We start from the raw sequence: 25,287 nt of genomic DNA, 5'->3' as shown, positions 1-25,287 counted from the left end.
GGCTAGGGATCGTCGGTGTCATACGGGAGGCTGTTAGGATGCGTAGAATTTGTGAGCCTCGCGATCACCGATTGAATAGATAACGGTCGTTTGTTGGACGCATTCGCCAACGATTCAAAACACCGGTTTTTGGCTTGTTTAATGATCAACAATAACGTACAACAATCTATGACCACAAAAGGCACCTTTTATGATCATAGGTTATGCGCGTGTTAGTACTCAGGATCAAAATTCCGAACTCCAGGTGGATGCCCTGGAAAAAGCCGGGGCTGAACAGGTCTTCCAGGAAAAGTTTACCGGCACGTTTCGCGAACGACCTGAGCTGTCGCAGTGCCTCCGTAACCTCCGAAAGGGCGATCTTCTGATTGTTTGGAAGCTGGATCGGTTAGCTCGCTCCCTGAAAGACCTGGTGGAGATTGTCCAGGATCTCCATGATCGGGAAATTGGTTTCAAGTCACTGACAGAATCGATTGATACAACGAGCTCCGGCGGTCGCTTGGTGTTCCATATCTTTGGAGCTCTGGCCGAGTTTGAACATGATCTGATTCGAGAACGGACAAAGGCAGGGCTTCAGGCGGCGAGGGCAAGAGGGCGAAAGGGTGGTCGGAAACCTGCTATGTCAGATGCTGATGTGAGAAAAGCAGCCGCCATGTTGTCAGATCCTAAAATCACCAAACAAGAGGTGGCTAAACACTTTAGAGTTTCTCGTACAACGCTCAATGCATCGTTGGCGAGAGTTAATTGATGCTTTGACATGAGCCTCTATGGGGGGCTTGAATTAGTTGTGTTGCGGACTGAGTCTGCTCTACCCATCGCCTAGTTTCAGCACAACGGAACTCTATCAACTGAAATATTTTATCAAGGTCATCCGAGAGGGTTCTCTGAAGGAGAGGTTCGTGATGGGCTACTCGATTGCGTAACTGACGAACATGTTCCAAATCGGTATTAATCATTGACCGATTTTTTCCGATGGGCTGATTAGGTAGGTTAGGGAAAGCATGTTGAATATGAGGATTCCAAAGCCGCCCATCATGGCGTTTCGTGAACATCATCTGCCAGAACACGAACTTTAACTCTGGAATAACCTCCGATGTTTTCTGGAATCGATTTCGAACTGATTGCAGATCGCGAGTAGGACTATAGCTTTTTTGCGGGTTAGGAAGACTTTGTTCGAAACCTTGAGACCAGGGCCAATGCTCTCCATACTTTTTAAAGAGCACGTCTGACACAGCATTACGAATCGTCACTTCACAGACATGTAGCGGATGCATTAGCGCGGCAGAAACCTGTGCATTCCAAGTATAGAGCTCTATTGCTTCTACTGCACCTTGCTGGCATCCAGCTGCTCGTTCGTAAGTGCTCATGCGTGCATGTGAAAGTGCGCGAGCGATTGCCTTGCTCTGCTCAGTTACTATTGACGCCACAAGCAATAGCTCCTATTATATTGGTCGTGCGCTACGGGATTTTGCTGGCAAGATGCCTCCCCCTGTAGACATATGAAGATTTTAAAACCCGCCCTTGAGCGGGTTTTTTCTTACCTGAAAATTATAACAAAATTATTGGTTATAATAAAATCGAATAAAAGACGCTTTTAGCTCAAATGCCGACTAATCCGGTTTCCTGTCACTCAGAACCACTTCAGCTTGCCCATCTAAATGTTCTTTAATCGCTCGCCATTCCGGCATAAACCGATCTAGCAGTCCATAAAAGCGCGAGCTGTGGTTGTGCTCTTCCAAGTGACACAGTTCGTGCAGCAGCACGTAATCAATGGCCCGGGTGGGCGCTTTGGCCAGGTGTGGGTTTAGAAGAACGGCCCCTTCCGGCGAGCAGCTGCCCCACTGGGTCTGCATCTCCACGATGCGCCAAGGCGGCGCGGTCTTAGTCCAAGGTAGCCTCTCGGTCATCAGATCTAGCCGGCGCTGGAACACATCCTCGGCCTGATCCCGGTACCACTGGCGAACCGCCTTCTGTATTCGTTCTGGGCTTACTTTTTCCCCTTGCACACGCAGCTGACCGCCAATGAGTTTACAGGTCACCCTTGGTTTTTCGGGGTCGGGGATGACTTTCAGCACATACCGCCGGCCCAGGTACAACATACTCTCGCCGCTTACCCACTGTCGGGGATGGACGTAGCGCGTGCGCACCTCGATGTCATCCAGGTGCTTGAGGATCCACCGGGCCCGGCACTGAACGGCCGCCTTGATGGCCGGGAGTCCGGCCCCCTCCGGCGCATCCACCTGAACCTGACTGTTCGGATGAACATATACTTTGATGGATGCCTTCTTGTGCCCGGGCAGATAACACAGATGATACCGGAAGGCCCGGTCACCATACTGGCACCCGTACTCCTTGGGCTTATCTTCCTGAGCCGGATCAACTGCCGTCATCACTTAGACACCCCGTTTCGCAAGATCTGCAACACTTCATCGAGCATGGCCTTAGCCTTATCCAGCCCGATCAGACCGAACAGCTTCGGCAGGAGTGTCTTGCGAACGTCCTGCTCGATGCCCACCGGGTTCAGGGAATTCTCGGCCACGGCTCGGTGCACCACCTTGTCGATCTCGAAGGCCTCTTCGATCAGCTGCTCACCCTTTTCAGCTTCTAGTGCCGGGAAGTCATCCCCGAACACCAGTATAAAGGTGGCACAAACTCACTCCCATCCACCGCACCGCCTCTAACATGAATAAATTTGCCCGCGAAAGTATGCTCCTGGCGGCCGAGATTGTCATTTTCCGGCTTTACACCCACTGAGAGTGAGACTTTGTTAGAAGTCGAGCTTCAATGAGCCGTATCGCAGGCAGGCCTCGCCTCCGCGCGGGCCCGCGGCCGCAAGGGAGGGCGACCTTACAAGATGACGCCCGCCAAGCTGCGCCTGGCCATGGCCGCGATGGGAAAGCCGGAAACCAAAGTAGGAGACCTATGCCAGGAGCTGGGTATCTCGCGGCAGACGCTGTACCGGCACCTTTCCCCTCAGGGAGAGCTTCGTCCGGACGGGATGAAGCTGCTTTCACGAGCGTAGGGGAAAGCGAGTGGCTCAGCCATAGGCGGGGCGCTGGACTAGTTCGTGCCCGGTAGCGACCAGGCTAGTTTCACTAATACAGTCCACTTCTGAACTTGTGTGCAGAAAAAGAAGTAGAGATATATTGCATTGAATGGTAACCACTTTCTCGAGACCCGTTGACCTGAATCAGGCTACCTGCTTGAGCTGACCCAGTAGTTCTTAAAGCAGCATCTCGTTCTGCCGGTGGCACATTGTTGATCGGTTCCAGTAGCCGTCGGTGTCCCAACACGGCTCATTGGGATTCTTATCACTATCGGAGCGGACGGGCATGGGTGGCCCATTCTGCACTCGCAAAAGTCTCACCCGCGAACCGCGCCTCTACCATGAATCCTTAGCTGTTTCGATCCGGCGCACGGTCGCAAGAATTGCCTCCGCCCGCTTGCGATGCGGCAAATCGAGCATCTCACCCTCGAGACGCGCGATGCCGGTTCCGGCCCGGGCGAAGGCCTCAAGAACTCTGTTTGCCCAATCAATCTGTGTTTGGTGAGGAGTGAAGGCTGCATTGATGACGGGCACCTGAGCAGGATGGATGGCCATCTTGCCGGTGAAACCCATTGCGCTGGCCGCGGCGGTCTCGCGCGCCAATCCCTCGTTATCCTTGAAGTTGGTAAAGACCGCATCTACCGGCGCCACAGCAGCTTCGAGTGCAGCGAATAGGGTCAGATCGCGGACCAGCACGAAAGGTGAGGCATAGTCACCGTCCGCCGACCGATTAGAATAGGCGCCCATGTCAGCCACGAGGTCCTCGCCGCCCCAGGTGATTGCGGATAGGCGCGGATGCGACCAGTCCTCGCGCATGAGGCAGCGTACGGCGCGAACTGTTTCCGTGGCAATCGCCATAATCTGCGTCTCGCGCGGACCGTTGTGCTTGTCGATCAGCCGGGCCAGCGCCTCGACGTCGCCGGGCCCTTTACACTTCGGAAGGACGTAGCCATCTGGGTGCAGGGCGGCAGTGGCAGCAACGTCGGCCTCCGTCAGCCCGGTATCCATTGCGTTGACTCGCACGAAGCGGGCCGGCGCGATGGGCTCGGCGAGGAATTCGGTCAGCATGCCCCGTGCCTCTGCCTTAGCGTCATCGGCGACTGCGTCCTCGAGGTCGAGGATCAGGGCCTCCGCCTCGCCCCCTCCGGCCTTTGACATTTTCTTCGGACTGTCTGCCGGGACGAAAAGATAGGATCGGTAGGTCATAGTGGTCGTTGACTCCTGAACTGCCTCAGCATTATTTCGATCTGCCGGGCATAATCGTCGATCGAATGGCGATTCGGGTTGAACCATTCAAGTGATTGGTTTAGCGCGCCGACCAGGATGTGCCAGATGTAGATCACTTCGTCTCCTCGCGCGGGTCGATTAATGAACTCACCGATCAGCTCGAGCCACAGAAGGTCATAGCGGCGCCGGACCTCGCGAAGCTCGAACCTCACGCGGTCGGGCACGAAGGGATAGCATCGAATATGCGACGAGACGAACTCGCTGCTCCGCAACAGTGCGTTGAGATGGATGTGGACCGCGGTGATCAGGCGCTGTTCGCTGTCTATGGGACTGACCTGGTCCAGCGCTTCGCGCACGTCCCGCTCCACCGCCTCGACACCGATCCGCATGACCTCAGTGGCAAGCTCATCCTTGGACGAAAAATGATAATAGAGCGAGCCCGCTTTCATGTTCACTTTGGCTGCAACATTGCGCAGCGTCAGCTCCGCGTAACCATGACGGCGCATGATATTTGCTGCGGCTGATAGAATTTCATTGCGCGAGGTCTCGGCCTTCGCGCTTCGTCCAATGGTCTTCGCAGTATAAAGTCGCATCTTTTCCAATTCACAGTTACCGTGTTCAAAATTACCCCAAGCCGGGTCGTCCGACGCTAGTCGAACAACCGGCACTTGCTCTTCCTGAGCAGTGACGGCGATGTCATATAGTCGAGATGCCGCCGGTAATGGAAATGGTTTGACCGGTAATACGCACGGCCTCCGCACTGATCAGGAAGTCTGCCAACGCGGCGACTTCCGACGCCTGCACCACTCCGAGGTCGGCACGTAGCTTTGCCTTGGTGAAGAGTTTCCCGGCAAAGGTGTCGGCCATCAGGTCATCATGCAGCTCGGTGCCCTCCACAATGGAGGGCGTAATACAGTTGACGCGAATGCCGTTGCGCTTAGTCTCTTCCGCCATGGCGCGGCAGAACATGATGATGCCCGCCATCGCCGCGCCGATGGCGACCTCGCCGGGCGTCGAGAGTTTCCCGGCGTCGGACGCGAAACAGACGATGGAGCCCCCGCCCTGATCCGTCATGAGGGGCAGGACAGCGCGGGCGGGCAGGATCGTCGGAGCCAGCGAGCGGTTGATGCTCGGGAGCAGGTCCTCGCAGGGAGTGTCCTTCAGCAGCCGGGGGCGCGGATTGCCACCCGCGGAGCTCACGAGTGCGTCGATGCCGCCGAGGCGATCGGCCGCCATGTCAACCATAGCACCGCACTGCGCTGGGTCGGAAGCATCGCAGGCAATGAACGAGGCTTCGGAATGGTTAAGGCTGCGCAGGGCAGCCTCCCCGCGCTCGGGAGAGCGACCAGAGATGACCACTCGGTCGCCCTGCTCAAGCAGTAGGCGGGCGGTCGCAAGACCGATGCCAGCCGTGCCGCCACTGATCAGAACTCGGCGGGAAATTTTCATCACGCGTCTCCCGTCGAGCGCATGTACATCAGTGCGGCTCGGTCACAGCTCCCGCACAGCTTACCATCCTGGTTGAAGCACTCGTGGCGCAGGGTAACAATGCCTTCGCCAGGACGCGACTTACTCTCCCGCTTGTCCAGAACTGTCGTCCGGATGCGGATGGTATCGCCTTCGAACAGCGGATGTGGGAACTTCACGTCGCTCATGCCTAAATTGGAGATCGTCGTTCCGAAGGTCGTATCGTTCACCGACATGCCCACCATGCAGCCGAGAGTGAACAGCGAATTGACCAGCGGTTTCTTCCATACCGACTTAGCTGCAGCATGGCTATCGATATGCAGCGGTTGTGGATTCATCGTTAACAGCGAAAACCACTTGTTATCGGTTTCGGTCAGGGTCCGCGTCCACTCGTGGTCGAAGGTCCTGCCAATTTCGAACTCCTCGAAGTAAAGTCCGGCCATTATTCTTCCTCCTCAATCTCAATCGACATCAGGATCGTCTTGACCTGTACTGTTTCGCCATCCGCGCACGAAATGTTGCTCACTTTGCCGTCGAACGGTGCGGTCAAGGTGTGCACCAGCTTCATCGCTTCCATTTCCAGAAGCGGGGTTCCAGTCTTGACTTCTTCGCCTTCGGTGACAAAGACCTTAGTGACAAGGCCGGTCAGCCCAGCGGCGATATCACCTTCGGAAAGCCCCGTTCCCACTCCGCCGAGTTTGGCATCGGACGCGGCCACGATATTCGCGGCGATCGTCAACCCATTGCGCGTCGCGTAGAGTGTATCGGGGCCCTCGAAGAAGGTCGCCTCGACATCCGTCATATCAAAGCTTTTCCCGTCCACCTCCACCGCGCTGCAGCTGCCGGTCCAGAGCGTCAGCTCCGCGGTGCCGAAATTGTCCTGAACGACGAAGTCGGTGCGCGCCCCCCGGCGGTTGTAAATGGTGCGGAATCCGTCGCGACGCTGGCGTGGGTCATCTTCGCCCGTGTCGAAGGACGCCCTTGCCGCCGCACCGCGCAGCCGTGTCAGCTCGTCCGCGTTCGGCGACCAGCCGTCTGGAAAGGTCTCGGTTAGAAACCCCGTCGTGAACGTGCTGTCCGCAAAGGCTTTGGCCTCCAAACAGTCGATCAGGAAGGCCTGGTTCGTCGGCACACCGATCATTGACAGTGACTTGAGTCCGTCGATTAGATGGCGCCGCGCATTTTCCCGGTCAGGCCCGTAGCTGATCAGCTTGGCCAACATCGAGTCATAGTTGGTCCCGACGGTCGAGCCCGTTGCCACCCCGGTCTCGAACCGAAGCCCCGCCGGCCCGTTAACTTCGAGGAACGTGCCGGTGCCGGGCATGAACCCGCTCTCGGGACGCTCGGCGGTGATCCGCACCTCGATCGAATGACCCTTTGGCACGATCTGATCCTGCGTCAGTGGCAACGGCAGCCCGGCGGCCAGGCGCAGCTGGAACTCCACGAGGTCGACGCCGCAGATTTCTTCGGTTACCGGATGCTCAACCTGTAAGCGCGTGTTCATCTCGAGGAAATATGGGCTGTCACCACCGGCCTCCATGATGAACTCGACGGTGCCGGCCCCGGCATATTCCATCTCGCTAGTCAATTTTAGTGCGCTTTCCAGTAGCTTCTCGCGCACCGCTTCGGGCAGGTTCGGCGCGGGCGCCTCCTCGATCACCTTCTGGTGATTACGCTGCACTGAGCAGTCACGCTCGTAGAAATGCAGCGCACCGCCACGGCCGTCGCCAAAGACCTGCACCTCGAGGTGCCGGGGCGATTCGATCAGCTTCTCGATGAACACCGAGTCGTCCCCGAAGGACGCACCGGCCTCCTGCTGGGCTGAATTGATCGCCGCCTTTAGCGCGTCGGGGCTGGTGACCTGTCGCATCCCGCGCCCACCACCGCCCGAGTTAGCCTTGATCATGACCGGGTAGCCCAGCTCACTGGCGGCTTTCGCCAGCTCGTCATAGCCGGCGTTCACACCTTCGAAACCAGGCACGGTCGGTACGCCGGCCTCCTTGGCGATGTGGCGGGCCTTGATTTTCGAACCCATCTCGGCCACCGCATGGGAGGAAGGACCAACGAAGATGAGCCCTGCCTCTTCGCAGGCCTTCACGAAATTAGCGTTCTCCGACAGGAAGCCGTAACCGGCGTGAACCGCCTCCGCGCCGCTCGTCTTCGCCGCCTCGATGACCGCTGGGATCTTGAGGTAGCTCTCCGAAGACGCAGCCGGGCCGACACAGATGGCTATGTTAGCCAGTTTTACATGAAGTGCTTCGCTATCCGCTTCGGAATAGATTGCTACCGTTCGCAAGCCGAGCCGGTGACAGGTGCGCATGATCCTGCAGGCGATCTCGCCACGGTTGGCGACTAGAACGGTCCGAATCGGGTTCGGGGCAGTAAGAAACTCCGTCATTTTTTACATCCTATACACGGGCCGGTGGCTCGGAATTTCCGGTCGGGTGAATCCAAGCGCGATGCACAGGCCCAGGATCCGACGGGTGTCCCGTGGATCGATGATCCCGTCATCGAACAGACGCGCGGTGCAGAAATAGGGATCCGATTTTTCCTCGAACATCTTGCGCATCTTGGCTTCGTATTCCGCGTCGGAAGCTTCGGTGCCGGCCTCGCGCGAGATCGAGCCGCGTCGCAGATCCATAAGAACTGCACTGCCAATATCGGGGTTCATGCCCCCGAATCGTGCATTGGGCCACATGAACAGGAAACGCGGACGGAAGCCGCGACCGGACATGCCGTAATTTCCGGCACCGTAAGAGCTGCCAATGATCACGGTGTAGCGCGGAACATGTGTGTTCGACATTGCATAGACCAGCTTAGCCGAGTGCTTCGCTATACCGTTGCGCTCCGCTTCCTTGCCGACCATAAAGCCGGTGGTGTTCTGCAGGAACACCAGCGGAATGCCGCGCTGGTCGCACAGCTCGATGAAATGCGCCCCTTTTAAGCATGCCTCGGCAAAGAGCACTCCGTTGTTGGCCACGATGCCGACGGGGAAACCTTCAAGATGCGCGAAACCGCAGACCAGTGTGTCGCCCCATGCGGGCTTGAACTCGTGGAACTCGCTGCCGTCTACGAGGCGCGCGATGACTTCGCGCGGGTCGAAAGGACGTCTCAGGTCGGTGCCGACGATGCCGGGCAGCTCGTCGATGTCATATAGTGGTTCGACGGTCGGCTTTCGCTCGAACGAATAGGGCTGCTGATAGTTTAGCGCCTCAACCATGTCGCGCAGACGCCCGATGGCGCTGGCCTCGTTGGGGGCGAGATGGTCGCTGACCCCCGAGATGAGCGAGTGCATCTCGGCGCCGCCTAGTTCCATGCGATCAACTGTTTCCGAGATCGCGGCCTTCACAATTTGGGAACTGCCGAGGTGGATCGACGCCTGCCCTTCGACCATGATGAATTCGTCACAGAGTGCGGGGATATACGCACCGCCCGCCGTACATTCGCCAAACACGATGGCAAGCTGCGGGATGCCCTGCGCCGACATTCGGCACTGGCGGTGGAAGGTGCCACCGAAATGGCTTTCGTCGTAGAACACCTCTTCCATCTGGTTGAGGTTCGCGCCGCCGCAGTCCACGAGATAAAGCACCGGAAGACGGTTTTCGAAGGCGATTTCCTGTGCGCGGATATGCTTCTTGATGGTCTCTCGGTAGAAGCTGCCGCCTTTCACCGTCGAATCGTTGGCGATGATCATGCAGCTCGTGCCGCGCACCGTGCCGACTCCAGTCACGATCCCGGCTGCGGGCAGCTCGTTTTCATAGAGTCCGTATCCGGCCAGAGGCGTCAGCTCCATGAACGCGGTGCCCGAATCTACCAGGAGGTCGATCCTGTCACGCACAAGGATCTTGCCGCGTTCGTGATGGCGCTTCACCATCTTTTCACCGCCGCCGCCGAGTGCCCAGTCCAGCTTTTCGCCCAGCTGGTCTAGCAGGACCTGATATTCTTCACTGCGCTGACGAAACCCATCGCTTTCCGTATCAATCGTTGTGTCTAATCGTTTCATTATTGTGTCTCCGCGGGCCGAACTTCCACTAGCTCCCGTTTGCTTGATGCCGAGTCCATCAGCAGCATCATGGTCCCGTCCTGAACGGTGGTACCGGTTTGATTGATTACCAGCAGGCGCAGGGTCACGATACCCGCACCGTTTTTAGCCGGACGCGTCGAAACCACCGATACGCAGGCATGCACGGTGTCTCCGATACGGACCGGTGCACGGAAATCCCAATTAACGTTCAATAAGCCTCGCGCTGTTCCGTTGATCAGGTTGAGTTGCGACATGAGGCCGATCGCTATTGACTGGACCAGCGGCCCGTGGGCGACTCGCTCGCCGAAACTACTGCCGGCGCAGAATTCCGTGTCTGAATGCAGAGGGTTGAAGTCGCCAGACAACCCACAGAACAGCGAAACGTCAGCCTCGGTTACGGTCCGGGCCTGCGTCACCCACCGCGAATCGATCTTGAACTCCTCGTAAGTCAGTCCCACAGGCACTTCTCCTCGACTGTTAATCTAACAAGTGTTAGTTATAATAGTGGAGGCGGCTCAGCTTGACAAGCGCTTGAGTGAAAAAACTGGACGGAAGGGAGGGGGAGGAATGACCTTGGAGGCATCTGAACTGAGAGAGGGCTTGGCGCGGCGCTTGGGCGGTCCTATCGCGCATGATGAAGAACTTGGAGTTCGCTACGGGTTCGCGCCGGATGGGGCGGTGACGAGTACCATCGATCCCCTCCCTGCCATCGAAGACGACAGCGGCGACGTGGCGCGGGGGGCACTGGCGTCGGTGCTGGATACAGTCAGCGGCATCGCCAGTATGGCATGCCTCGATTTCGCAGGAACATGTACCACGCTGAACCTGCGGATAGACTACCTACGCCCTATGCCGGCAGGGCGAGGTCTTATTGCGCGCGCGACGCCCGTGGGGGCGGTCGATCCCCGCAGAGCGCGTTTGCTTACAATCAAGAGCAGGGTTGGCACACCCTCAGACAATGGACCATTCGCGGTAGCCGTTGGCAGATTTTTCAGGCTTGCGCACTCCACCCCCCCCCCCCCCCAATTTCATGGTGATTTGCCGCAGCGCCGGCCATCTGGTGCACAGAGCTACGCCGATCTGATGGGCATGACCGAAGCTGAGGATCAACGCCTCGTACTACCGTTTAGGGATGGGCTGATCGGTAACGGCTCCCTTCCCTCGCTCCATGGTGGAGCGATAGTGTCGCTGCTGCAGGACTGTGCCCTCCGCTACGCACGCCGAGCCGTTGAGCATCCACTCGAAATCGCCTCAGTGCACGTCTCGTTCTTGCAGTTCGGCCGCGCCGAGGATCTGATCGCCGTCCCACGCTTGGTCCGACTCGGACGCAGCACCGCGACGCTGAACGTCGTGGCCCACCAGGGTGGCGGCATCGAACTGCCCACGGCCGAGGCGACTGTCACCTTCGTCTCCGCACAGTCCGCAAAAAGTTGAGAAGATTGCTTGATTGTTCAAGCATAACGTCTATAGTTAATCTAGCGGTCGTTAGGTAGTTTTTTCTACGCGCCTGCGAGACCGCTACCATTAACGGGAGAAAAACAATGACAATTTCTAGTGGTTCACGGTCTTGGGTTGCGATTGCTGCGGGAGCGCTGCTATCGGCGACGACGGCTTCAGCAGAAACTACGATTTCCTATGCGACTTACTTCAACAACAGCGACCCGCTGGTTCAAATGGACCTTTGGTTCATGGATGAGGTCACCAAGCGCACTGATGGCGAAGTCGTGTTCGAAACCTACCTCGGCGGCGCAATGCTGGGTGGCCCCGATATTTATCCCGGCCTATCGCGCGGTGGCGTCGGCATGGGGATGAGCGTTCCGGCGGGGTTTCATCCGGACACTTACGTGCTTACCAATGTCACCTTGCCCTACATCACCGACAATTCCGTGGCGGTGACCTATGCCTTCAATGAATTGCTCGCCGAATCCGAGCCTCTGCGACAAGAATACGAGCAGCAGAACGTGAAGTTGCTCTACGGCCTCGGCTTCTCTGAGAACCTTGTCTGGTCCAACACCCCGGTGCGCACCGCCGAGGACCTCGAGGGCATGCGCATCCGCTCAATCATGAGCATTGCCAACGCCCTCGAGATGCTCGGAGCCGTTCCGGTCCTGATGGACTTCGGCTCCGCGGTCGGCGCCCTCCAGCGTAATGTGATCGACGGCTTCTCATCGGCGCCGTTCCTCACCAGCATTGCAGTGGGACTTCAAGACTTCGCCCCTTACGTCTCCGATGCCGGCGGCATGGGTGTTTACGCGGTGTCCAACACCGGGGTCAACATGGACGTCTGGAACGACTTATCGCCCGAGATTCAGCAGGTGATCGAAGAGGTCGTCGCCGAAATTCCAGGTCATTACGCATCGGTCATGGACGATTACGTAGAGGAGGGCGTCAAAGCGCTGCACGATGCCGGCAAGACCGAGGTCATCATGATGAATGAGGAAGAGACAGACAAGATTCGCGAGACAGTCTCTCAGGCTTTGTGGGACAGCTGGATCGAAAAGGTCGACGCCTCCGGTCAGGACGGCGAAGCCTTCCTTGCCCGTTACGCTGAGCTGGTTGAGCAGGCCGAGGCCAGCCATGACTACGTCCCCGCCCTGTCCCGCTATATGGACCAGTACGGGGAATAACTCCCCGATCGCTAAACAGTGTCGCAGGCGAGCTCAGTCCGCCTGCGTCCAACTTGAGCTTGAAGACCGGGATTGGTGATTAATTAATGAAGCTTCTGCGAGCTCTAGAGAGATTTAACATCTTCATGGGGGTGGCGTCCGGCGTGGCCATCTTCCTGATCACGTTGATCGTGGTGGCCGACGTGGCGCTTCGGGCCCTTTTCCGGCAGCCGATCCCCGGCGCGACCGAACTAAGCACCCTACTCATGGTGGCACTGGTGTATCTGGGCCTTGCATCGGTCCAGACCACCAAATCCAATTTCAGGATGGAAGTGCTGATCAACTACCTGCCCTCAGGGATCGCCCGCATTCTGAATCTTCTGACGACGTTGATTGCGCTGGTAGCGATCTCAATCATAGCTTGGTACACGACGCTGGAAGCCCTCCATTCGCTCTCCGTGAAAGAGATGAGTTACGGCGCAGTCAGCTTTCCGATCTACCCCGCGCGTACGATCATTGCCATCGGTTTCGTCCTTCTTGCCCTGCAACTCCTCATCGACGCCGTGTTCCTGCTAGTCGGGCACGATACGAAGGATAAATCCTGATGACACACATCGAAATTGGCGGCCTCATCATCGCGCTACTCTTCACCCTCCTTATTCTGGGCATGCCGATCGCATTTTCCCTGCTGACCAGCGGAATGGTCGGCATCTTCCTGACACGGGGAAGCGCGGGTTTCGAATACCTCATCTCGACGTTTCCATATTCCCACGTATCCAACTTCGCCTACGTAGTTATCCCGCTTTTCTTGTTGATGAGCCACATGGCCTTCGCGACAGGAGTGTCGGCAAGAGCCTTTGAGGCGGCGAACAAGTTTACCGCTGGGCTTCAAGGGGGGCTTGCCGTCGCGACGATCTTCGCCTGCGCAATCTTCTCGACCGTTAGTGGCTCCAGCATCGCGACCGCCGCCGCCATCGCCAAGGTGGCGATCCCGGAAATGAGGGCTGCCGGTTACAGCGATAAGCTCGCGGCGGGATGCGTGGCCGTGGGCGGCACGCTGGGCGTGCTGATTCCGCCCTCCAGTATCCTCATCATCTACGGGCTCGCGACCGGGACCTCTATTGTGCAGCTCTTTACTGGCGCCCTTCTCCCCGGTGCCCTGACTGCAGTGGCCTACGTGCTCGGCATTGTGGTGATGGGACGTCTTAACCCCCTCTCCGTCGGCGGGCAGAAGGACCACCCGCGCTTCAACATCACAGACCGTTTCAAGGGCCTCCTCCTAACTTGGGAAGCACTAGTCCTGTTCGTGCTAGTCGTGGGATCGATTTATCTCGGCATCGCCACGCCGAACGAAGCGGCGGCGGTCGGTGCCTTCGTTGCCATCATCATGGCCATGGCCCGGCGCGGCCGGTTTAATATCTTGTGGCACGGCCTGCGCGAAAGCAGCGCGATCACTTCCTCGGTCTTCGCGCTCATCATCGGCGCAGGCATGTTCAGCCTCGCCCTGACAACGACTCGCCTGCCGGTGGAGATCGCGGTCTGGGTATCGAGCCTCGACGTGCCCATCCCGGTCCTGCTGATCCTGATCCTGCTGCCGTTCCTCGTACTCGGTGCCTTCATCGACGGGATTTCCATGATCCTGCTTATGATGCCCATTGTCTTTCCAATCATCGAACAAGTAGGCGTGCACCCGGTGCTCTTTGGGGTGCTCGTCGTGAAAGTCGTCGAAATAGGGCTAATCACCCCGCCCGTCGGACTGAACGTCTTCGTGGTAAAGGGGGCCGTGAGCGATCTTGATCTCAAGCACGTGTTTCTGGGCTGTCTCCCGTTCCTGGCAATCGAGCTTATGTTGATCGTGCTACTCATCTCCGTGCCGCAACTCGTGCTCTGGCCGCTGGGATGATCTAAACACGCGCAGATGAATGAAACATCTATGGAGGAATGACTGTATGACCAGTGGAGTAATTCACACTACGTTGGGAGAGATGTTGCGAAAACAGGCCGAAACCTTTGGCGACAAGATCTTCCTCTCTTTCGAGGGACAAGACTTTAGTTTTTCCGAGCTCGACCACCGTACCAACCGGGTGGCTAACGCATTCCGCAAGCAGCTTGGCATCTCCAAGGGCGATCACGTCGCACTGCTCATGGGCAACTGCACGCAATTCGTTCTGTCGATCTTCGCGCTGGCCAAGCTCGGGGCGGTCGCTGTGCCCATTAACACCGCGGCCAAGGGGGTGTTGCTGGAATACCTCCTGCACCAGTCCACCAGCAAAGCAATTATCGTGCAGCATGAGCTTTACGAACGTGCCGCCTCGATCGTCGACGGCCTCAAGGGTTTCGGCCCGGTGGTCATCGCCGAAGTCGACGGTGGGAGTGTCCCGGAAGGGACCGTGAACTTTGACGACATGCTCGACGCGGACGGCAGCTGTCCAGAGGTGTTTGTCGACCCGCGCGACACGATGTTCCTGATGTTCACCTCGGGCACGACCGGACCGTCTAAGGGAGTCGTCAGCCCACATTCGCAAGGCTTGAGCTGCGGCAATCAGGCAATCGAGGCTTATGGCTACACCCCGGATGACGTAATCTTCACCTGTCTGCCTCTCTTCCATGCCAACGCACTGTGGTACAGCTTCATGTCGGCGCTGGTCTGCGGTGCCAAGCTTGTGGTTACACGCCGTTTCTCTGGGTCCAACTACTGGGAGGAAATCGTATCTAGTGGTGCGACCCAGACGAACGCGCTCGGCGCCATGGCCAATATCGCGCTGAAGGAATTGGGCCGCATCGATCGCAGCCGCCTGAAGCTGCGCCAAATGATGGTCGTGCCCGCACTCGATGGTGAAACCGCTCGGCCGCTCACAGACCTCGGCATCAAGATGACCAGCCTATTCGCACAGACGGAAACCTTCGCGGTGACACTGCACGGACCCGATGAGCCGCTGGAAAAGGCTGGTTCCGCTGGTCGACCGCGTGCTCACGTCTCGCTCGCGATCCTTGATGATGACGACAACGCCCTCGCGCCCGGCGAGGTCGGTGAGATCGCGCTGCGGCCCATGGCACCGGGCATCATGATGGACGGCTATTTTCGAATGCCGGAAGAGACGCTCTCCTCGTGCTCGACACTGTGGTTCCACACAGGCGATCGTGGGTATCTGGACAAGGACGATTATCTCTATTTCGTGGACCGAAAAAAGGACGCTATCCGGCGGCGGGGAGAGAACATCTCCACCTATGAGCTTGAAATGATCATCTGCAGCTACGACAGCATCCGCGAGGCCGCCGCCGTCGCGGTGCCGTCGGAACTGGGTGAGGACGACGTCCTCGTCTTCGTGGTGATGGAAGAGGGTCACGTCTTCGAGGCAGAAAAGATTATCCGCTTCTGCGACGAGAACATGCCCTATTTCATGGTGCCCCGCTACCTCGAGGCGATCTCGGCTCTGCCCAAGACGACCTCGGAAAAGGTCGAGAAATACAAGCTGAGAGAAATTGCGGCCGATCGAATGAAACAGCTCTGGGACCGCGAGGCCAGCGGCATCAAGCTCAAGCGATAGGACCGATATGACACCCCAAGAGGAGACACGCCGGGATGGAAACCGAAACACTCAAACTGGAATGGCCCGAAAAGGATGTCGCTCTGCTTACCCTGCAGCGCGGGAAGGAGATGAACACCCTAACCCAGGCCCTGCTCAGCGAGTTTAATCAGGCTCTCGACATCATGGTCGAAAAGGGCTGCCGGGCGCTGATCATCACCGGGACCGGTCGCGCCTTTTGCTGTGGTGCGCACCTCGACTATTTCTTTGAAGACCAGATGGACGTCGATGCGCGTTTCAGGCTGCGGGATGACTACCTCGACCTGATTGCCCGCCTGTTTGACCGTCTGGAAGTGGTTCCCTTCCCAGTGATCGCGGCGATCAACGGTTACGCTCTTGGCGGCGGCTGCGAAATGACACTGTCGTGCGATTTTCGCATCATGTCAAAAGAGACCCGCCTCGGCTTGCCGGAGGTGCGCTTAGGCGCGCTGGCGGGGGCCGGCGGTGTGCAGAAACTGTCGCGCCACGTTGGCCGCAGCAAGGCGATGGAATGGATACTGCTAGGCAGCCACATCGACGCCGAGGAGGCGGACCGCCACGGGCTTCTCTACAAGATCAGCGAGCCGGGCGAGGAAGTGATTGATGCGCTCACCCTTGTCCAGAAACTGAAGGAGCAGAGCCCGCTTGCGATTATGCAGAGCAAACGGGCTATCCTGACCTGCGAGGATGTCGATCTACGCAGCGCCCGCCGTTTCGGTCTCGAAGCGCTCTCCATGCTGATCGACAGCAAGGATTGGGCCGAAGGCATCGCTGCCTTTCAGGCAAAGCGCCCGCCCAAGTTTGACTGAGTAACTGTTCATTGGCAGATGAAATGGATCGACTTAGTCCGAAAAACGTTCGATTATGTGACAGTGTGCGCCCAAGCTACCAGAGCGTCAAAATTAGTCACTTAACCCGTAATTTTTTCTAACACATACAAAGGGTTCTTATGGTTAGTAAAGTGACGAAGCAAGACAGCATCGTGCAGGGGACTCCTGAGCAATCCCATCCCGTCGCGGTGGGCTCGTGCATAGAACTACTGAATAGGTCTTGTCAGCAGTCCTATGCACTCGGTACGGCCAGTCCAATGAGCTGGTGCAGTCGTCTTCTGAAAATGACACTATGCGCTACGGCGGCTTCGAGGTCCGGCAATGTCCGAATGGGCTGGCCGAAGGATCGAGAGCACATGATCTGCTTCTTGGGGGCTGGAGCATCCTCCCACACAAGGCAGGAAATGCCGTTCAGTTCTCGAGCGGTCCGCTCGAGCACAACGGAGAAGCGTTTGCGCAAAGTGGCTAGGTTGGTATCGGCCAGCTGCAGAGCCGTTGTGACGCCCATAGCCTGCAGTTTGGCAGAAAGCTTGCGCCCAACACCCCATACCTCCTCCATGGGCACACGGGCCATCAGACGCCGTTGTCGAGCCGTGTCCGTCAGATCAACAACGCCACCCGTCGCTGGATATTTCTTAGCCGCGTAATTGGCGAGCTTGGCCAGCGTCCGGGTCGGCGCAATGCCAACACAAACAGGAAGCCCGACGTTCCGATATACGGCATCCTTCACCTGCCGGCCAAACGCCTCAAAAGACACCACTTGCTCAATTCCGGTGAGATCTAGAAAGGCTTCATCGATGGAGTAGATATCAACGCGTGGCGCCATGGCTTCCAGGTTGGTCATGACCCGTCGACTCATGTCACCGTAGAGCGTGTAATTGGAAGAGAAAACCTGGATGCGGTGGTGGCGGATTTCCCTTTTGATTAGATGGGCAGGCACGCCCATCTTAATACCCAGAGCCTTAGCTTCCTTCGAACGAGCGACGACGCAGCCATCGTTATTGGAAAGGACCACGACTGGGGTGTTCCTGAGGTCCGGCCGGAATAGCTTTTCGCAGGACGCATAGAACGAATAACTACGAATGATCCAATTATGGACATGTCTTTAAACTGAGCATCACATGGCTTTCACTGAATGGCCCCGTGTCCATGGCGGACGTCGATATAAAGCCCTCTTCATACACTTTTATGTCCATGCCATTGATGGATTGGTATTTCGTACCCCAAAAACGTAGCCCACTATTCCGGTCTAAAGGCACCGCCTGTTAGAACCATCAATTGACGGCTACGAGTAAAATAAAATGTCCGGGCCTAAACAAAAGCGAACCTTCGCGCTTCCATGCCCGCTGCATATTCTCTCGTGCGAACGCCTACGCAAGCAGGTTTCGCCCTGCGCCCTCCGGTTCTCGTCGCGGGAGCCCTGTTTCATCACTGGTCACGTCCGGCAAGGCTTCACCTCCCCTTGTTGCGACCCGCCCCGCTGACGCGGGCATCTGATGCGTTACAGTGCTCATCGACAAGGCGTTTGAAGCTTCTTCTCGTTCAGCCCTTCGCCCTGAACAAGTGGCTACTATGGCCTCTGCTGACTTCTCGCTCCGTGTTACCACGTCACCCTTTCAGGCATACGGCGAGATCTCCCCGGGTAAGAACACACTCCTTCACCGCACAACCGCCGGATATACACCACCTCACGTTGGCCACAAGAGCTTCGCGGCTTCTTGCCCGCTCGCCCTGCTTAGCAGTGCCTCCTATCCGATTCTTATTCATCGGCTCACGGTTTACGATCCACGCTTCCTCCCCACGGTCGGTCGTCCTTCCGCAGTTGCGCTTCACTTCGTTCGCTGTGGCCAGCTCACGGGAGGACGTGCACCTCCAGGAGCCCGTGCCGGGCGCACAAAAAAACCCGGCATAGACCGGGCAAAGGACACACAGAGGGTTTCCAAAAAAGTGAACGGAGCAATTTATGAGTCTAAAAATTCTCTAACGCATTTATTATCTAAGGTAAGTTTTTAAAAATTATATTGAGCGGCAAACATAACTCGGTTTGCATCATCGTCAGTGCCATCTACTCTTTCTGTATACCAGTTGGCGAGTTCGACGCCCATCATTACGTTCTTAACTGGCGTCCAGAGGTAGTTAACTAGAATGTTTCGGTTAACTTCAGACTTTCGATCGACATTGATTCCATCCGCTACAGCATCATCCCAGTCTACGGTTGTCATACCAACAGCCATATTGATACTTTTGCCGCCACCAAGTTTGAAGGTGGTTCCAATATTCCCTGCATAACCAGAAATATTCTCTAGGCTACCGGAGGCATCAAGATAGGCATCGTCTGCATATGATTGGTGAAGGTATGCGCTTGCCCCATTGGAATAGTTCACGCTTCCCTGAACTGAAATATTGTCGCTCAGCGCTAGTTTCCCTGAAACAAAACCAGCATAAGCAATAGCAGAATCATCAGTTATGCCGTCATCGTGTGCGTTCTGTTTGGCGAGAACCCCAAGGGAATAACCGCCCCCGGAGCTACGGGATTCGTATCGTGCGGTAAAAGCAGGAGCACTGTCTTTAAGGGTTGCGCCATTCGCACTATTCAACACACTTCGTGGGTTTTCAACCGACATAGAGAGTTTGCCGGTGGTATATCTGAGCTGAGGTTCCCGGTGCTGAAGTCCAGCGCCTCCCGCAACACCACTGAAATCAAGAGTGGAAGTTGCGCCGACAAAACTAGTGTAATTTGACCAGTTTTGTCCCGCCAATATCCCCTTATATTGCCCATAGGCATGACGTAGCCGCAATGTACCGTTGTAGAAGTCCCCCTCGACTTTGAACTCTACGCCGTCATTGTTCTTGATCTGTACGCCAATTCGGCTCTGATTGGCGTTTGCACCAAAATGTCCAGTGGCACCGCTTCCTTCAATGAATGAAAAAATGCTATTTTCAGCATCCGCTCCAATATCCTCATCAACATCGTAAACCATAGTCAAGCGAGCATAGCCATAAATATTCGCATCAAAATCACCTGCATCGATATTGACTGCGGATGCTTGGGAGATAAAACTAAAGAAAATTGCGGCTGTAGTAGTCTTGGCTAGAATTGATTTATTAAAATTCATGTTATATTTATCTCCAGAGTTGTTGTTCTATTAATGCGCTGGGGCACACGGTTATTGATAAATTTTTTTCAATTTTTATGTCGCTGATCGACACGAATAAATTAACAGCAAACTAGCTTTCAAACAGTTTTCTATATTAGATAATAGGCATTCACTTTGGCTCCCATGTTATTGTCGTGAGTGCTCTACTCTAGGTGTCCTTCTCGATATTTTCATCGTCAATATCGACGATTCGACACAAGAAGCCTGTCGGACTTGGGGTGTGACTCAACGGAACAGAAGCTGCGTTTTAAGCGTTAACGGATATTTCTAAAAAGAGGCACACTGTGCTAAGGGAGGGTTCATATCCGGACGCAGAAAATATAGTCCGGAGTTCAAACGTGAAGCCATCGCTTTAACCCGTCAACTTGGTGTGAGTTCTCGCCAAGTCGCCTTGGAGATCAGCGTCAATCCCAATCTCTTGTCTCGTTGACGCAGAGAAGCGGATGATGATACCGATAAGGACTTCAGGCGCCCCAGCTCGCCCAGAGCCGAGGAGGTTGCCCCTCTCAAGCGAGAGCTGGCCCGTGCGAAGAAGGAGAGTGAATTTTTGCGCGAAGCGGTAGTGTTCTTCGCAAAGAAATCGTCCTGAGGTTTCAGGCGATTCAACGTTGTCACAGTCATTTCCCAATAAGTCTTATGCGCCGATGCTTGAAAGTGTCAGCCAGCGGTTATTACGCTTGTGTATTTCGCCCTGAGTCCGCTAGGGTAAAGGCGAATCAGCACCTGCTGTCACGCATCATAGAGATTTATGACGAGGGCGGTGGCATGATTGGTTCACCCCCGAATGCATGAGGACTTGGCCTTATTTAGCACTTCCTTTTCCAACTGCTCGACCGCCAGTTCACGGCGCGGCTTGGAGATCTCTGCTTCGAGTTCAGCAACGTTGCGGCTGGCCGGTGCTGACCCAATTAGCGAGCCTCCCCTGGCGACAGCCAAGCGCGCTCCCGCCTCCTGTAGTGAAAGGCCTTGCCCCAACACTAGCTTGACTGCCTCTTCCCGAAATTCGGGCGCGTAACTTTTAAAATCGGTTTTGCAATGATTTCTCCCTTTGGTGAGTTTGCCAAACGGGAGTGTCCGAAAATCTCAGGCTACCTAAAGTTGATGAGCCCGTACCTACGGCCAAGGGCAACCGCCTGGGTTCGGTTGTTGGCGCCGAGCTTTGCATTGATGTTGCGAAGGTGGGTGCGTACCGTGCTATCGGAGACGAACAGCTTTTCCGTCAGCGCCTTGTTTGAATAACCTTCTGCAAGCAGTTGCAGCACGAGAATTTCCTTGGTGGTAAGCGCTTCCTTCAATTCGGGCAGGTCGCCCCCGACAGTTGCATCGGCATCCAGCGGAATGGCCTGGGGGCCAAACGCGGTGATCAGGCGATGCAGGTAATCCGTAATCAAAGGATCGTGCTGTGCTTCGGCAAATGGACGGCAGCGCATGAGCAATGCAGCTGCGGTAGGTCCTTCATCAACAAACAGTCGCACAACGCGCTCTGTACAGCACTCTCTTACCAAAGCCAGCGTTGATTCTGTCGCCTTCTCATCTTGACCTGTGCGTGCCTGTGCCATGGCTAGGAGCAAACGAAGCTTGAGGGCACGGCGCGAACGTCCCTGCATACGCGCCTGAGATAGCAATTGCGACAGGTTTTCCAGTGCCTTGTTGGCGTCTCCTGCGATCAACTCCCAGCGTGCACACGCGATATCGAGGTTGTCCCAATCAAGTGCAAGATGCTGGCGTGCGCCGACGTCGCGCCACACCGGGGATTCTGCAGCGATCGCAAGTTCTTTGGCCGCCGCACTGGAGTGGCCTTGACGCAGCAAGACCCATGCCCGTTCCAGTCGAGCCGCTTCGACAAATCGGGGAATCCGGCGTTCATGGCCCAGGTATTCCAGTTCGGAAATATGCTCGAAAGTGTGATCGATTTCACCTGCGTAAAAAGTCGTTCTCGACAGCAATAGGTAGCCGAGGATCGTTTGCTCCGGAAGCCATGCATCTCGCGCAAGAGGCAAATACAGGTGCAGCAAATGCTGCGCCTCGCGCAGGTCTCCATTTTCATAAATGGAAACGGCATACAGAAGTCCAGCCCATGCATTGCCGTGGCCAGAATAAATGCTAGGCGCCTGGGATGTCTGTAGTGCCAGATGAAACCTAGCCTGAGCTTGTCGAAAGCGACCTTCGAGCAAATCAATGATGCCCTCGATGGATTCGGAGTACATGCGGTGGAAATAGCTGACACTTTGGCCCTGACTCAGACGCGCGCGCTCAACTAGGTGCCTCGACTCATCAAAAAGGCCCAATACCGTTGCCGCCGCAGCCAGCACATTGACCAATGCGGTGTCCGCGTAGGCAGATGGACTAGGGAGTGCGGCTAGTGAGCGTCGACCCGCCGCATAGGCATCTTCCCAGCGGTCCATCATGATGAGCAGCGTGGCTTGCAAGGCTGCTACGTGAACCCTGATCTCCGGATCGTTCGAGTCCGTCAAGCCCGTAGCTTTCAGCAGCACGATCGCAGCCTGCGGGCCACGCGTGTATCCCAGTGTCCAGGCGTAGGTCACCTCAAGCAGAGGCGAGCCCACCAGCGCAGATGGCGGCAACGCATCGAACCAGCGTGCCAGCAATTGCAGCCTGCCCTGGGTCAGCAGTTGCAACGCCTGGTTACGCAGCAAGGTAACAGCTGGTTGGGTGTGGCCACCGGCGATCAAGTGGTCTATCGCCGGTACAGTGCGGCCCTGCTTGAGAAATGCATGGGCAGCAGCTTCATGCAGGGCGAGAAATTCCAGGGGCGCTTCCCGTTTCAGTTCGGAGCGCAAGAAACTGGCAAACAGGCTGTGGTATCGCCAAGTTCCAGGCTCGCCTTCGATTTGAATAATGAAAACGTCCGTCGCTGCCAACTCCGCCAGAATCGCGTGACAGTCCACCTCTGGCATGAGTGCGCTGCAAAGCGGCGCTGAAATCTCACCGAGTATAGATGTGCGAAGTAAAAAATGCCGGACAGGCTCGGGTTGTTGCGACAGAACCTCCTCGGCGAGATAATTGGCGAGTGCGGATTCGGTCCCCGAAAACGATGCTATGAACTCGCTGCCACGTTTATTTCGTTCAAGCGCCAGCGAAGCGAGCAACAGAGCCGCCACCCAGCCTTCAGTCTTCTTGTGCAAAATGCGAAGGTCGTCGTCCGAGAGTCCAATACCCGGACGCGTTTCGAAAAACGCGCGAGTTTCTTCCAGCGAAAACCGTAAGTTCTGAGCATCTAACTCCCGCATCTGACCGGTTGCCCGAAGCCGCGCAAGCCGCAGTTGCGGCATAGTCCTCGTCCCGAGGATAATTCTACCGCTGCTGGGGAGGCGTTCAAGCACTTGTCCCACCAAGTCGAGCACGCCGGGCGAATTAATAACTTCGAACTCGTCTAGAAAAAGAACGAAGGGAAAGTCAATAGCTGCAATGCGCTCAAAAAGCCCGCTAACCTGATCACCGTCTGGTGTGTCTGACGTGAGTGCTGCGTTTTCTATTTCCTGAGTTTGCAATGCTATGAACTCTGCCTGAAGGCAGGCAAGAAAACGGGATGGATCGTTGTCCGCTAAATCCAGCGTGAGCCAAGCGGTAGCAATTCCTTGGGCGCACAGATGTTGACGAGCCTGCGCAAGAACGGTTGTTTTGCCGAACCCTGCAGGCGCGTGGACCAAAACCAGGCGAACCGGTCCAGGCTCCACCAGAAAATGTGTGGCACTCCCGCGCTGAACATGACGTTTATCAGCAGCAGGCGGCCTCAGCTTGTGGGGTGATATTCTCGGGTACATCAATGCAAATTAGCATAAGAAGTCCTGTCCTGTTAATTCGTGTGCAACGTCACTGGAGTTTTTCGAGAATGGAATCAGCCGTCGGGGTCCATTGGAACGGTTTGCAATTCTGATTATAGGAGGTGACGAAATGATCGATTTTCCGCGTCAACTCCGTGACGCTGGCAAACGATCCGCGCCAGATGGCCTTGTCCGTGATCAGTGAGTAGATGCGCTCTACCTGGTTGAGCCAGGAACTGTAAGTCGGAATGAAATGCACATGGCAGCGCAGGCGGAGCCAACCAGGCTTTGACGCGCGCATGTTTATGCGTGGCGTAGTTGTCGACGATCATGTGGATAGAGAGATAGGGCGGTACTGAATTGTCAATGGTGCGCAAGAATCCCAGGAATTCCTGATGCTGATGACGCGGCTTGTACTCTGTCAATACCGCTCCGTTGAGCACAAAGTCTGCCCATTGCCAGAATGGATATTGCCAAAAACGTGTTTCAGTTACATGTAGTGGACACCGAAACATAGGTCAGAAGTGTCTACGGCAGCCGAGGTAATCCAACGTAGTAATTTCGTCGTTTCAGACGAGGCGTACTGAGATGCATCCGAGATAGATTTCAAGGATGGATAACTTAACAGATCAATCGACCCTGTTTGAAGGGCAAAGTCTTTGGGTACGCGCCGTTGGCGATCAACTCTTTGAGTTGTGCTTTGACCGCCAAGACGGCTCGGCAAACAAGCTTGATTCGTGCACGTTGAAGGAACTCAATGAGGCACTCGCGCAACTGGCGCAGGCCGATGCAGTTTGCGGACTCCTGGTTAGCAGCGCAACGGACGTTTTTGTCGTCGGCGCGGACGTTCATGAATTCGTGCAACGCTTTGCGCTGGACGAGGCTGCGATCATTGACGATGTACGTGGCGCAAGCGACGCTTTCCGTGCGCTTGAAGACTTGCCATTTCCCACGGTAGCAGCGATTGGCGGTTACGCGCTCGGAGGTGGCCTCGAGCTCGCGCTGGCTTGCTCATTTCGCGTGATGTCCTCCGTTGCGCAGATCGGCTTACCCGAGGTGAAGCTAGGCCTGATTCCGGGTGCTGGTGGTCACGTACGTCTACCAAGGGTGGCTGGCATCTCAGTCGCGCTGCAGTGGATCACCGAAGGCAACTCGTTCAGGGCTGAAGCTGCGCTGGCCGCCAACGTCGTTTACGACGTCTGCGAGCCCAATACTTTGCGCCAAGCCGCACTCAAGGTGCTGCAGCAGGCTGCGGCCGGTGATCTGGACTGGCAGGAGGAGCGCAGGAAGAAATGCACTCATCTCAATGCTGACACCGGGCACGCAACTCATCTTTCTGGCGATCCGACGTCAAAGAGTGCGGAGCTTCCGGCACTGGCTGCGGTGCCGGGCCTGCTCGCCCGCTGCGCTCGCCTGCAGCGCGACGCGGCACTGGAAGAGGAACTGCGCACCTTTGCAGGAATTGTCAGGACACCGCAGGCGGCGCAACTCGTTCAGGCATTTATCGATGCACAGGCGGCCCGTCGCTTGGCGAGGCAGGTCAACACCGTCACCAACTAAACAGAAGCAGCAGAGGAATTT

Annotated in this window: 21 protein-coding genes and 3 pseudogenes; 10 read left to right on the top strand and 14 right to left on the bottom strand. The window is 56.4% G+C overall.

What is annotated here, in order from left to right:
- Positions 1 to 190 precede the first annotated feature (190 nt).
- Positions 191 to 745 (top strand): recombinase family protein, encoded by a 555-nt coding sequence (locus tag NLU14_RS11525; protein WP_275706605.1) that lies wholly within the window; start codon positions 191 to 193, stop codon positions 743 to 745.
- Here NLU14_RS11525 and NLU14_RS11520 read toward each other — a convergent pair.
- The 3 genes from NLU14_RS11520 to NLU14_RS11510 form a co-directional block, all read right to left on the bottom strand.
- Positions 738 to 1,424, bottom strand: a complete 687-nt coding sequence (locus tag NLU14_RS11520) for a hypothetical protein (RefSeq protein ID WP_275706603.1) — start codon at positions 1,422 to 1,424, stop codon at positions 738 to 740. The genes NLU14_RS11525 and NLU14_RS11520 overlap by 8 nt on opposite strands.
- A gap of 183 nt (positions 1,425 to 1,607) precedes the next feature.
- Positions 1,608 to 2,387 (bottom strand): M48 family metallopeptidase, encoded by a 780-nt coding sequence (locus NLU14_RS11515; protein WP_275706601.1) that lies wholly within the window; start codon positions 2,385 to 2,387, stop codon positions 1,608 to 1,610.
- On the bottom strand, positions 2,387 to 2,629 hold the full coding sequence (locus NLU14_RS11510) for a hypothetical protein (RefSeq protein ID WP_275706599.1): 243 nt from the start codon (positions 2,627 to 2,629) through the stop codon (positions 2,387 to 2,389). Before NLU14_RS11510 ends, NLU14_RS11515 begins: the two co-directional genes overlap by 1 nt.
- Positions 2,630 to 2,848: 219 nt before the next feature.
- Here NLU14_RS11510 and NLU14_RS11505 point away from each other — a divergent pair.
- Positions 2,849 to 3,019, top strand: a pseudogene (locus NLU14_RS11505) (recombinase family protein); the annotation flags it as partial.
- A gap of 360 nt (positions 3,020 to 3,379) precedes the next feature.
- Here the strand turns inward: NLU14_RS11505 and NLU14_RS11500 are convergent.
- The 7 genes from NLU14_RS11500 to NLU14_RS11470 are packed head-to-tail and all read right to left on the bottom strand — an operon-like array spanning position 3,380 to position 10,219.
- A complete protein-coding gene (locus tag NLU14_RS11500; protein WP_275706597.1) occupies positions 3,380 to 4,249 on the bottom strand; it encodes an HpcH/HpaI aldolase/citrate lyase family protein in 870 nt (289 codons plus the stop codon).
- A complete protein-coding gene (locus tag NLU14_RS11495) occupies positions 4,246 to 4,938 on the bottom strand; it encodes a TetR/AcrR family transcriptional regulator (RefSeq protein WP_275706595.1) in 693 nt (230 codons plus the stop codon). The genes NLU14_RS11500 and NLU14_RS11495 overlap by 4 nt, the downstream gene beginning before the upstream one ends.
- Positions 4,939 to 4,966: 28 nt before the next feature.
- Entirely contained in the window at positions 4,967 to 5,719 is a 753-nt protein-coding gene (locus tag NLU14_RS11490; protein ID WP_275706552.1) for an SDR family NAD(P)-dependent oxidoreductase, read from the bottom strand.
- Entirely contained in the window at positions 5,719 to 6,180 is a 462-nt protein-coding gene (locus NLU14_RS11485; RefSeq protein ID WP_275706550.1) for a MaoC family dehydratase, read from the bottom strand. Before NLU14_RS11485 ends, NLU14_RS11490 begins: the two co-directional genes overlap by 1 nt.
- Entirely contained in the window at positions 6,180 to 8,135 is a 1,956-nt protein-coding gene (locus tag NLU14_RS11480) for an acetyl/propionyl/methylcrotonyl-CoA carboxylase subunit alpha (RefSeq protein ID WP_275706548.1), read from the bottom strand. The genes NLU14_RS11485 and NLU14_RS11480 overlap by 1 nt, the downstream gene beginning before the upstream one ends.
- A 3-nt stretch (positions 8,136 to 8,138) precedes the next feature.
- Positions 8,139 to 9,740, bottom strand: a complete 1,602-nt coding sequence (locus NLU14_RS11475) for an acyl-CoA carboxylase subunit beta (RefSeq protein WP_275706546.1) — start codon at positions 9,738 to 9,740, stop codon at positions 8,139 to 8,141.
- The gene (locus NLU14_RS11470) at positions 9,740 to 10,219 is read right to left on the bottom strand and encodes a MaoC/PaaZ C-terminal domain-containing protein (RefSeq protein ID WP_275706544.1); all 480 of its coding nucleotides are present in this window, start codon (positions 10,217 to 10,219) and stop codon (positions 9,740 to 9,742) included. The genes NLU14_RS11475 and NLU14_RS11470 overlap by 1 nt, the downstream gene beginning before the upstream one ends.
- Before the next feature lie 109 nt (positions 10,220 to 10,328).
- On the opposite strand from NLU14_RS11470, the gene NLU14_RS23055 reads away from it, so the two are divergent.
- From NLU14_RS23055 to NLU14_RS11440, 6 genes are all read left to right on the top strand, one after another.
- Positions 10,329 to 11,195, top strand: coding sequence for a hotdog domain-containing protein (locus NLU14_RS23055; protein ID WP_338040789.1), 867 nt, complete (start codon positions 10,329 to 10,331; stop codon positions 11,193 to 11,195).
- A 107-nt stretch (positions 11,196 to 11,302) separates the two neighbouring features.
- Positions 11,303 to 12,388, top strand: coding sequence for a TRAP transporter substrate-binding protein DctP (gene dctP, locus NLU14_RS11460; RefSeq protein WP_275706541.1), 1,086 nt, complete (start codon positions 11,303 to 11,305; stop codon positions 12,386 to 12,388).
- 86 nt (positions 12,389 to 12,474) lie between these two features.
- Positions 12,475 to 12,972 carry a TRAP transporter small permease subunit gene (locus tag NLU14_RS11455; protein WP_275706539.1) on the top strand — a complete coding sequence of 166 codons (498 nt, stop codon included), beginning with the start codon at positions 12,475 to 12,477 and terminating at the stop codon, positions 12,970 to 12,972.
- Positions 12,972 to 14,270, top strand: a complete 1,299-nt coding sequence (locus NLU14_RS11450) for a TRAP transporter large permease (protein WP_275706537.1) — start codon at positions 12,972 to 12,974, stop codon at positions 14,268 to 14,270. Before NLU14_RS11455 ends, NLU14_RS11450 begins: the two co-directional genes overlap by 1 nt.
- Before the next feature lie 82 nt (positions 14,271 to 14,352).
- A complete protein-coding gene (locus NLU14_RS11445; protein WP_275706534.1) occupies positions 14,353 to 15,915 on the top strand; it encodes an AMP-binding protein in 1,563 nt (520 codons plus the stop codon).
- Between the two features lie 35 nt (positions 15,916 to 15,950).
- Positions 15,951 to 16,742: an enoyl-CoA hydratase/isomerase family protein gene (locus NLU14_RS11440; protein ID WP_275706532.1), complete on the top strand. Its 792-nt coding sequence runs from the start codon at positions 15,951 to 15,953 to the stop codon at positions 16,740 to 16,742.
- 253 nt (positions 16,743 to 16,995) lie between these two features.
- On the opposite strand, the gene NLU14_RS11435 is transcribed toward NLU14_RS11440, so the two are convergent.
- Complete coding sequence (locus NLU14_RS11435; RefSeq protein WP_275706754.1) at positions 16,996 to 17,847, bottom strand: Y-family DNA polymerase; 852 nt, start codon at positions 17,845 to 17,847, stop codon at positions 16,996 to 16,998.
- Between the two features lie 925 nt (positions 17,848 to 18,772).
- Positions 18,773 to 19,879, bottom strand: coding sequence for a DcaP family trimeric outer membrane transporter (locus tag NLU14_RS11430; RefSeq protein ID WP_275706531.1), 1,107 nt, complete (start codon positions 19,877 to 19,879; stop codon positions 18,773 to 18,775).
- Positions 19,880 to 20,222: 343 nt separating this feature from the next.
- Between NLU14_RS11430 and NLU14_RS11425 the strand changes: the two are divergent.
- Positions 20,223 to 20,726 (top strand): annotated as a pseudogene (locus NLU14_RS11425) (transposase); the annotation flags it as partial.
- Between the two features lie 283 nt (positions 20,727 to 21,009).
- On the opposite strand, the gene NLU14_RS11420 reads toward NLU14_RS11425, so the two are convergent.
- Both NLU14_RS11420 and NLU14_RS11415 read right to left on the bottom strand, forming a co-directional pair.
- Complete coding sequence (locus NLU14_RS11420; RefSeq protein WP_275706529.1) at positions 21,010 to 23,592, bottom strand: winged helix-turn-helix domain-containing protein; 2,583 nt, start codon at positions 23,590 to 23,592, stop codon at positions 21,010 to 21,012.
- A 163-nt stretch (positions 23,593 to 23,755) separates the two neighbouring features.
- A pseudogene (locus NLU14_RS11415) lies at positions 23,756 to 24,149 on the bottom strand (transposase); the annotation flags it as partial.
- 169 nt (positions 24,150 to 24,318) lie between these two features.
- Between NLU14_RS11415 and NLU14_RS11410 the strand changes: the two are divergent.
- Positions 24,319 to 25,266, top strand: a complete 948-nt coding sequence (locus NLU14_RS11410) for an enoyl-CoA hydratase-related protein (protein WP_275706527.1) — start codon at positions 24,319 to 24,321, stop codon at positions 25,264 to 25,266.
- The last annotated feature ends 21 nt before the right edge of the window (positions 25,267 to 25,287 follow it).

The organism is Marinobacter iranensis (assembly GCF_029207565.1).
In the GTDB taxonomy this organism is placed as follows: Bacteria; Pseudomonadota; Gammaproteobacteria; order Pseudomonadales; family Oleiphilaceae; genus Marinobacter; species Marinobacter iranensis.
Note: the sequence above shows the minus strand (reverse complement) of the source record. Positions and strands in the feature narration are given on the sequence as shown.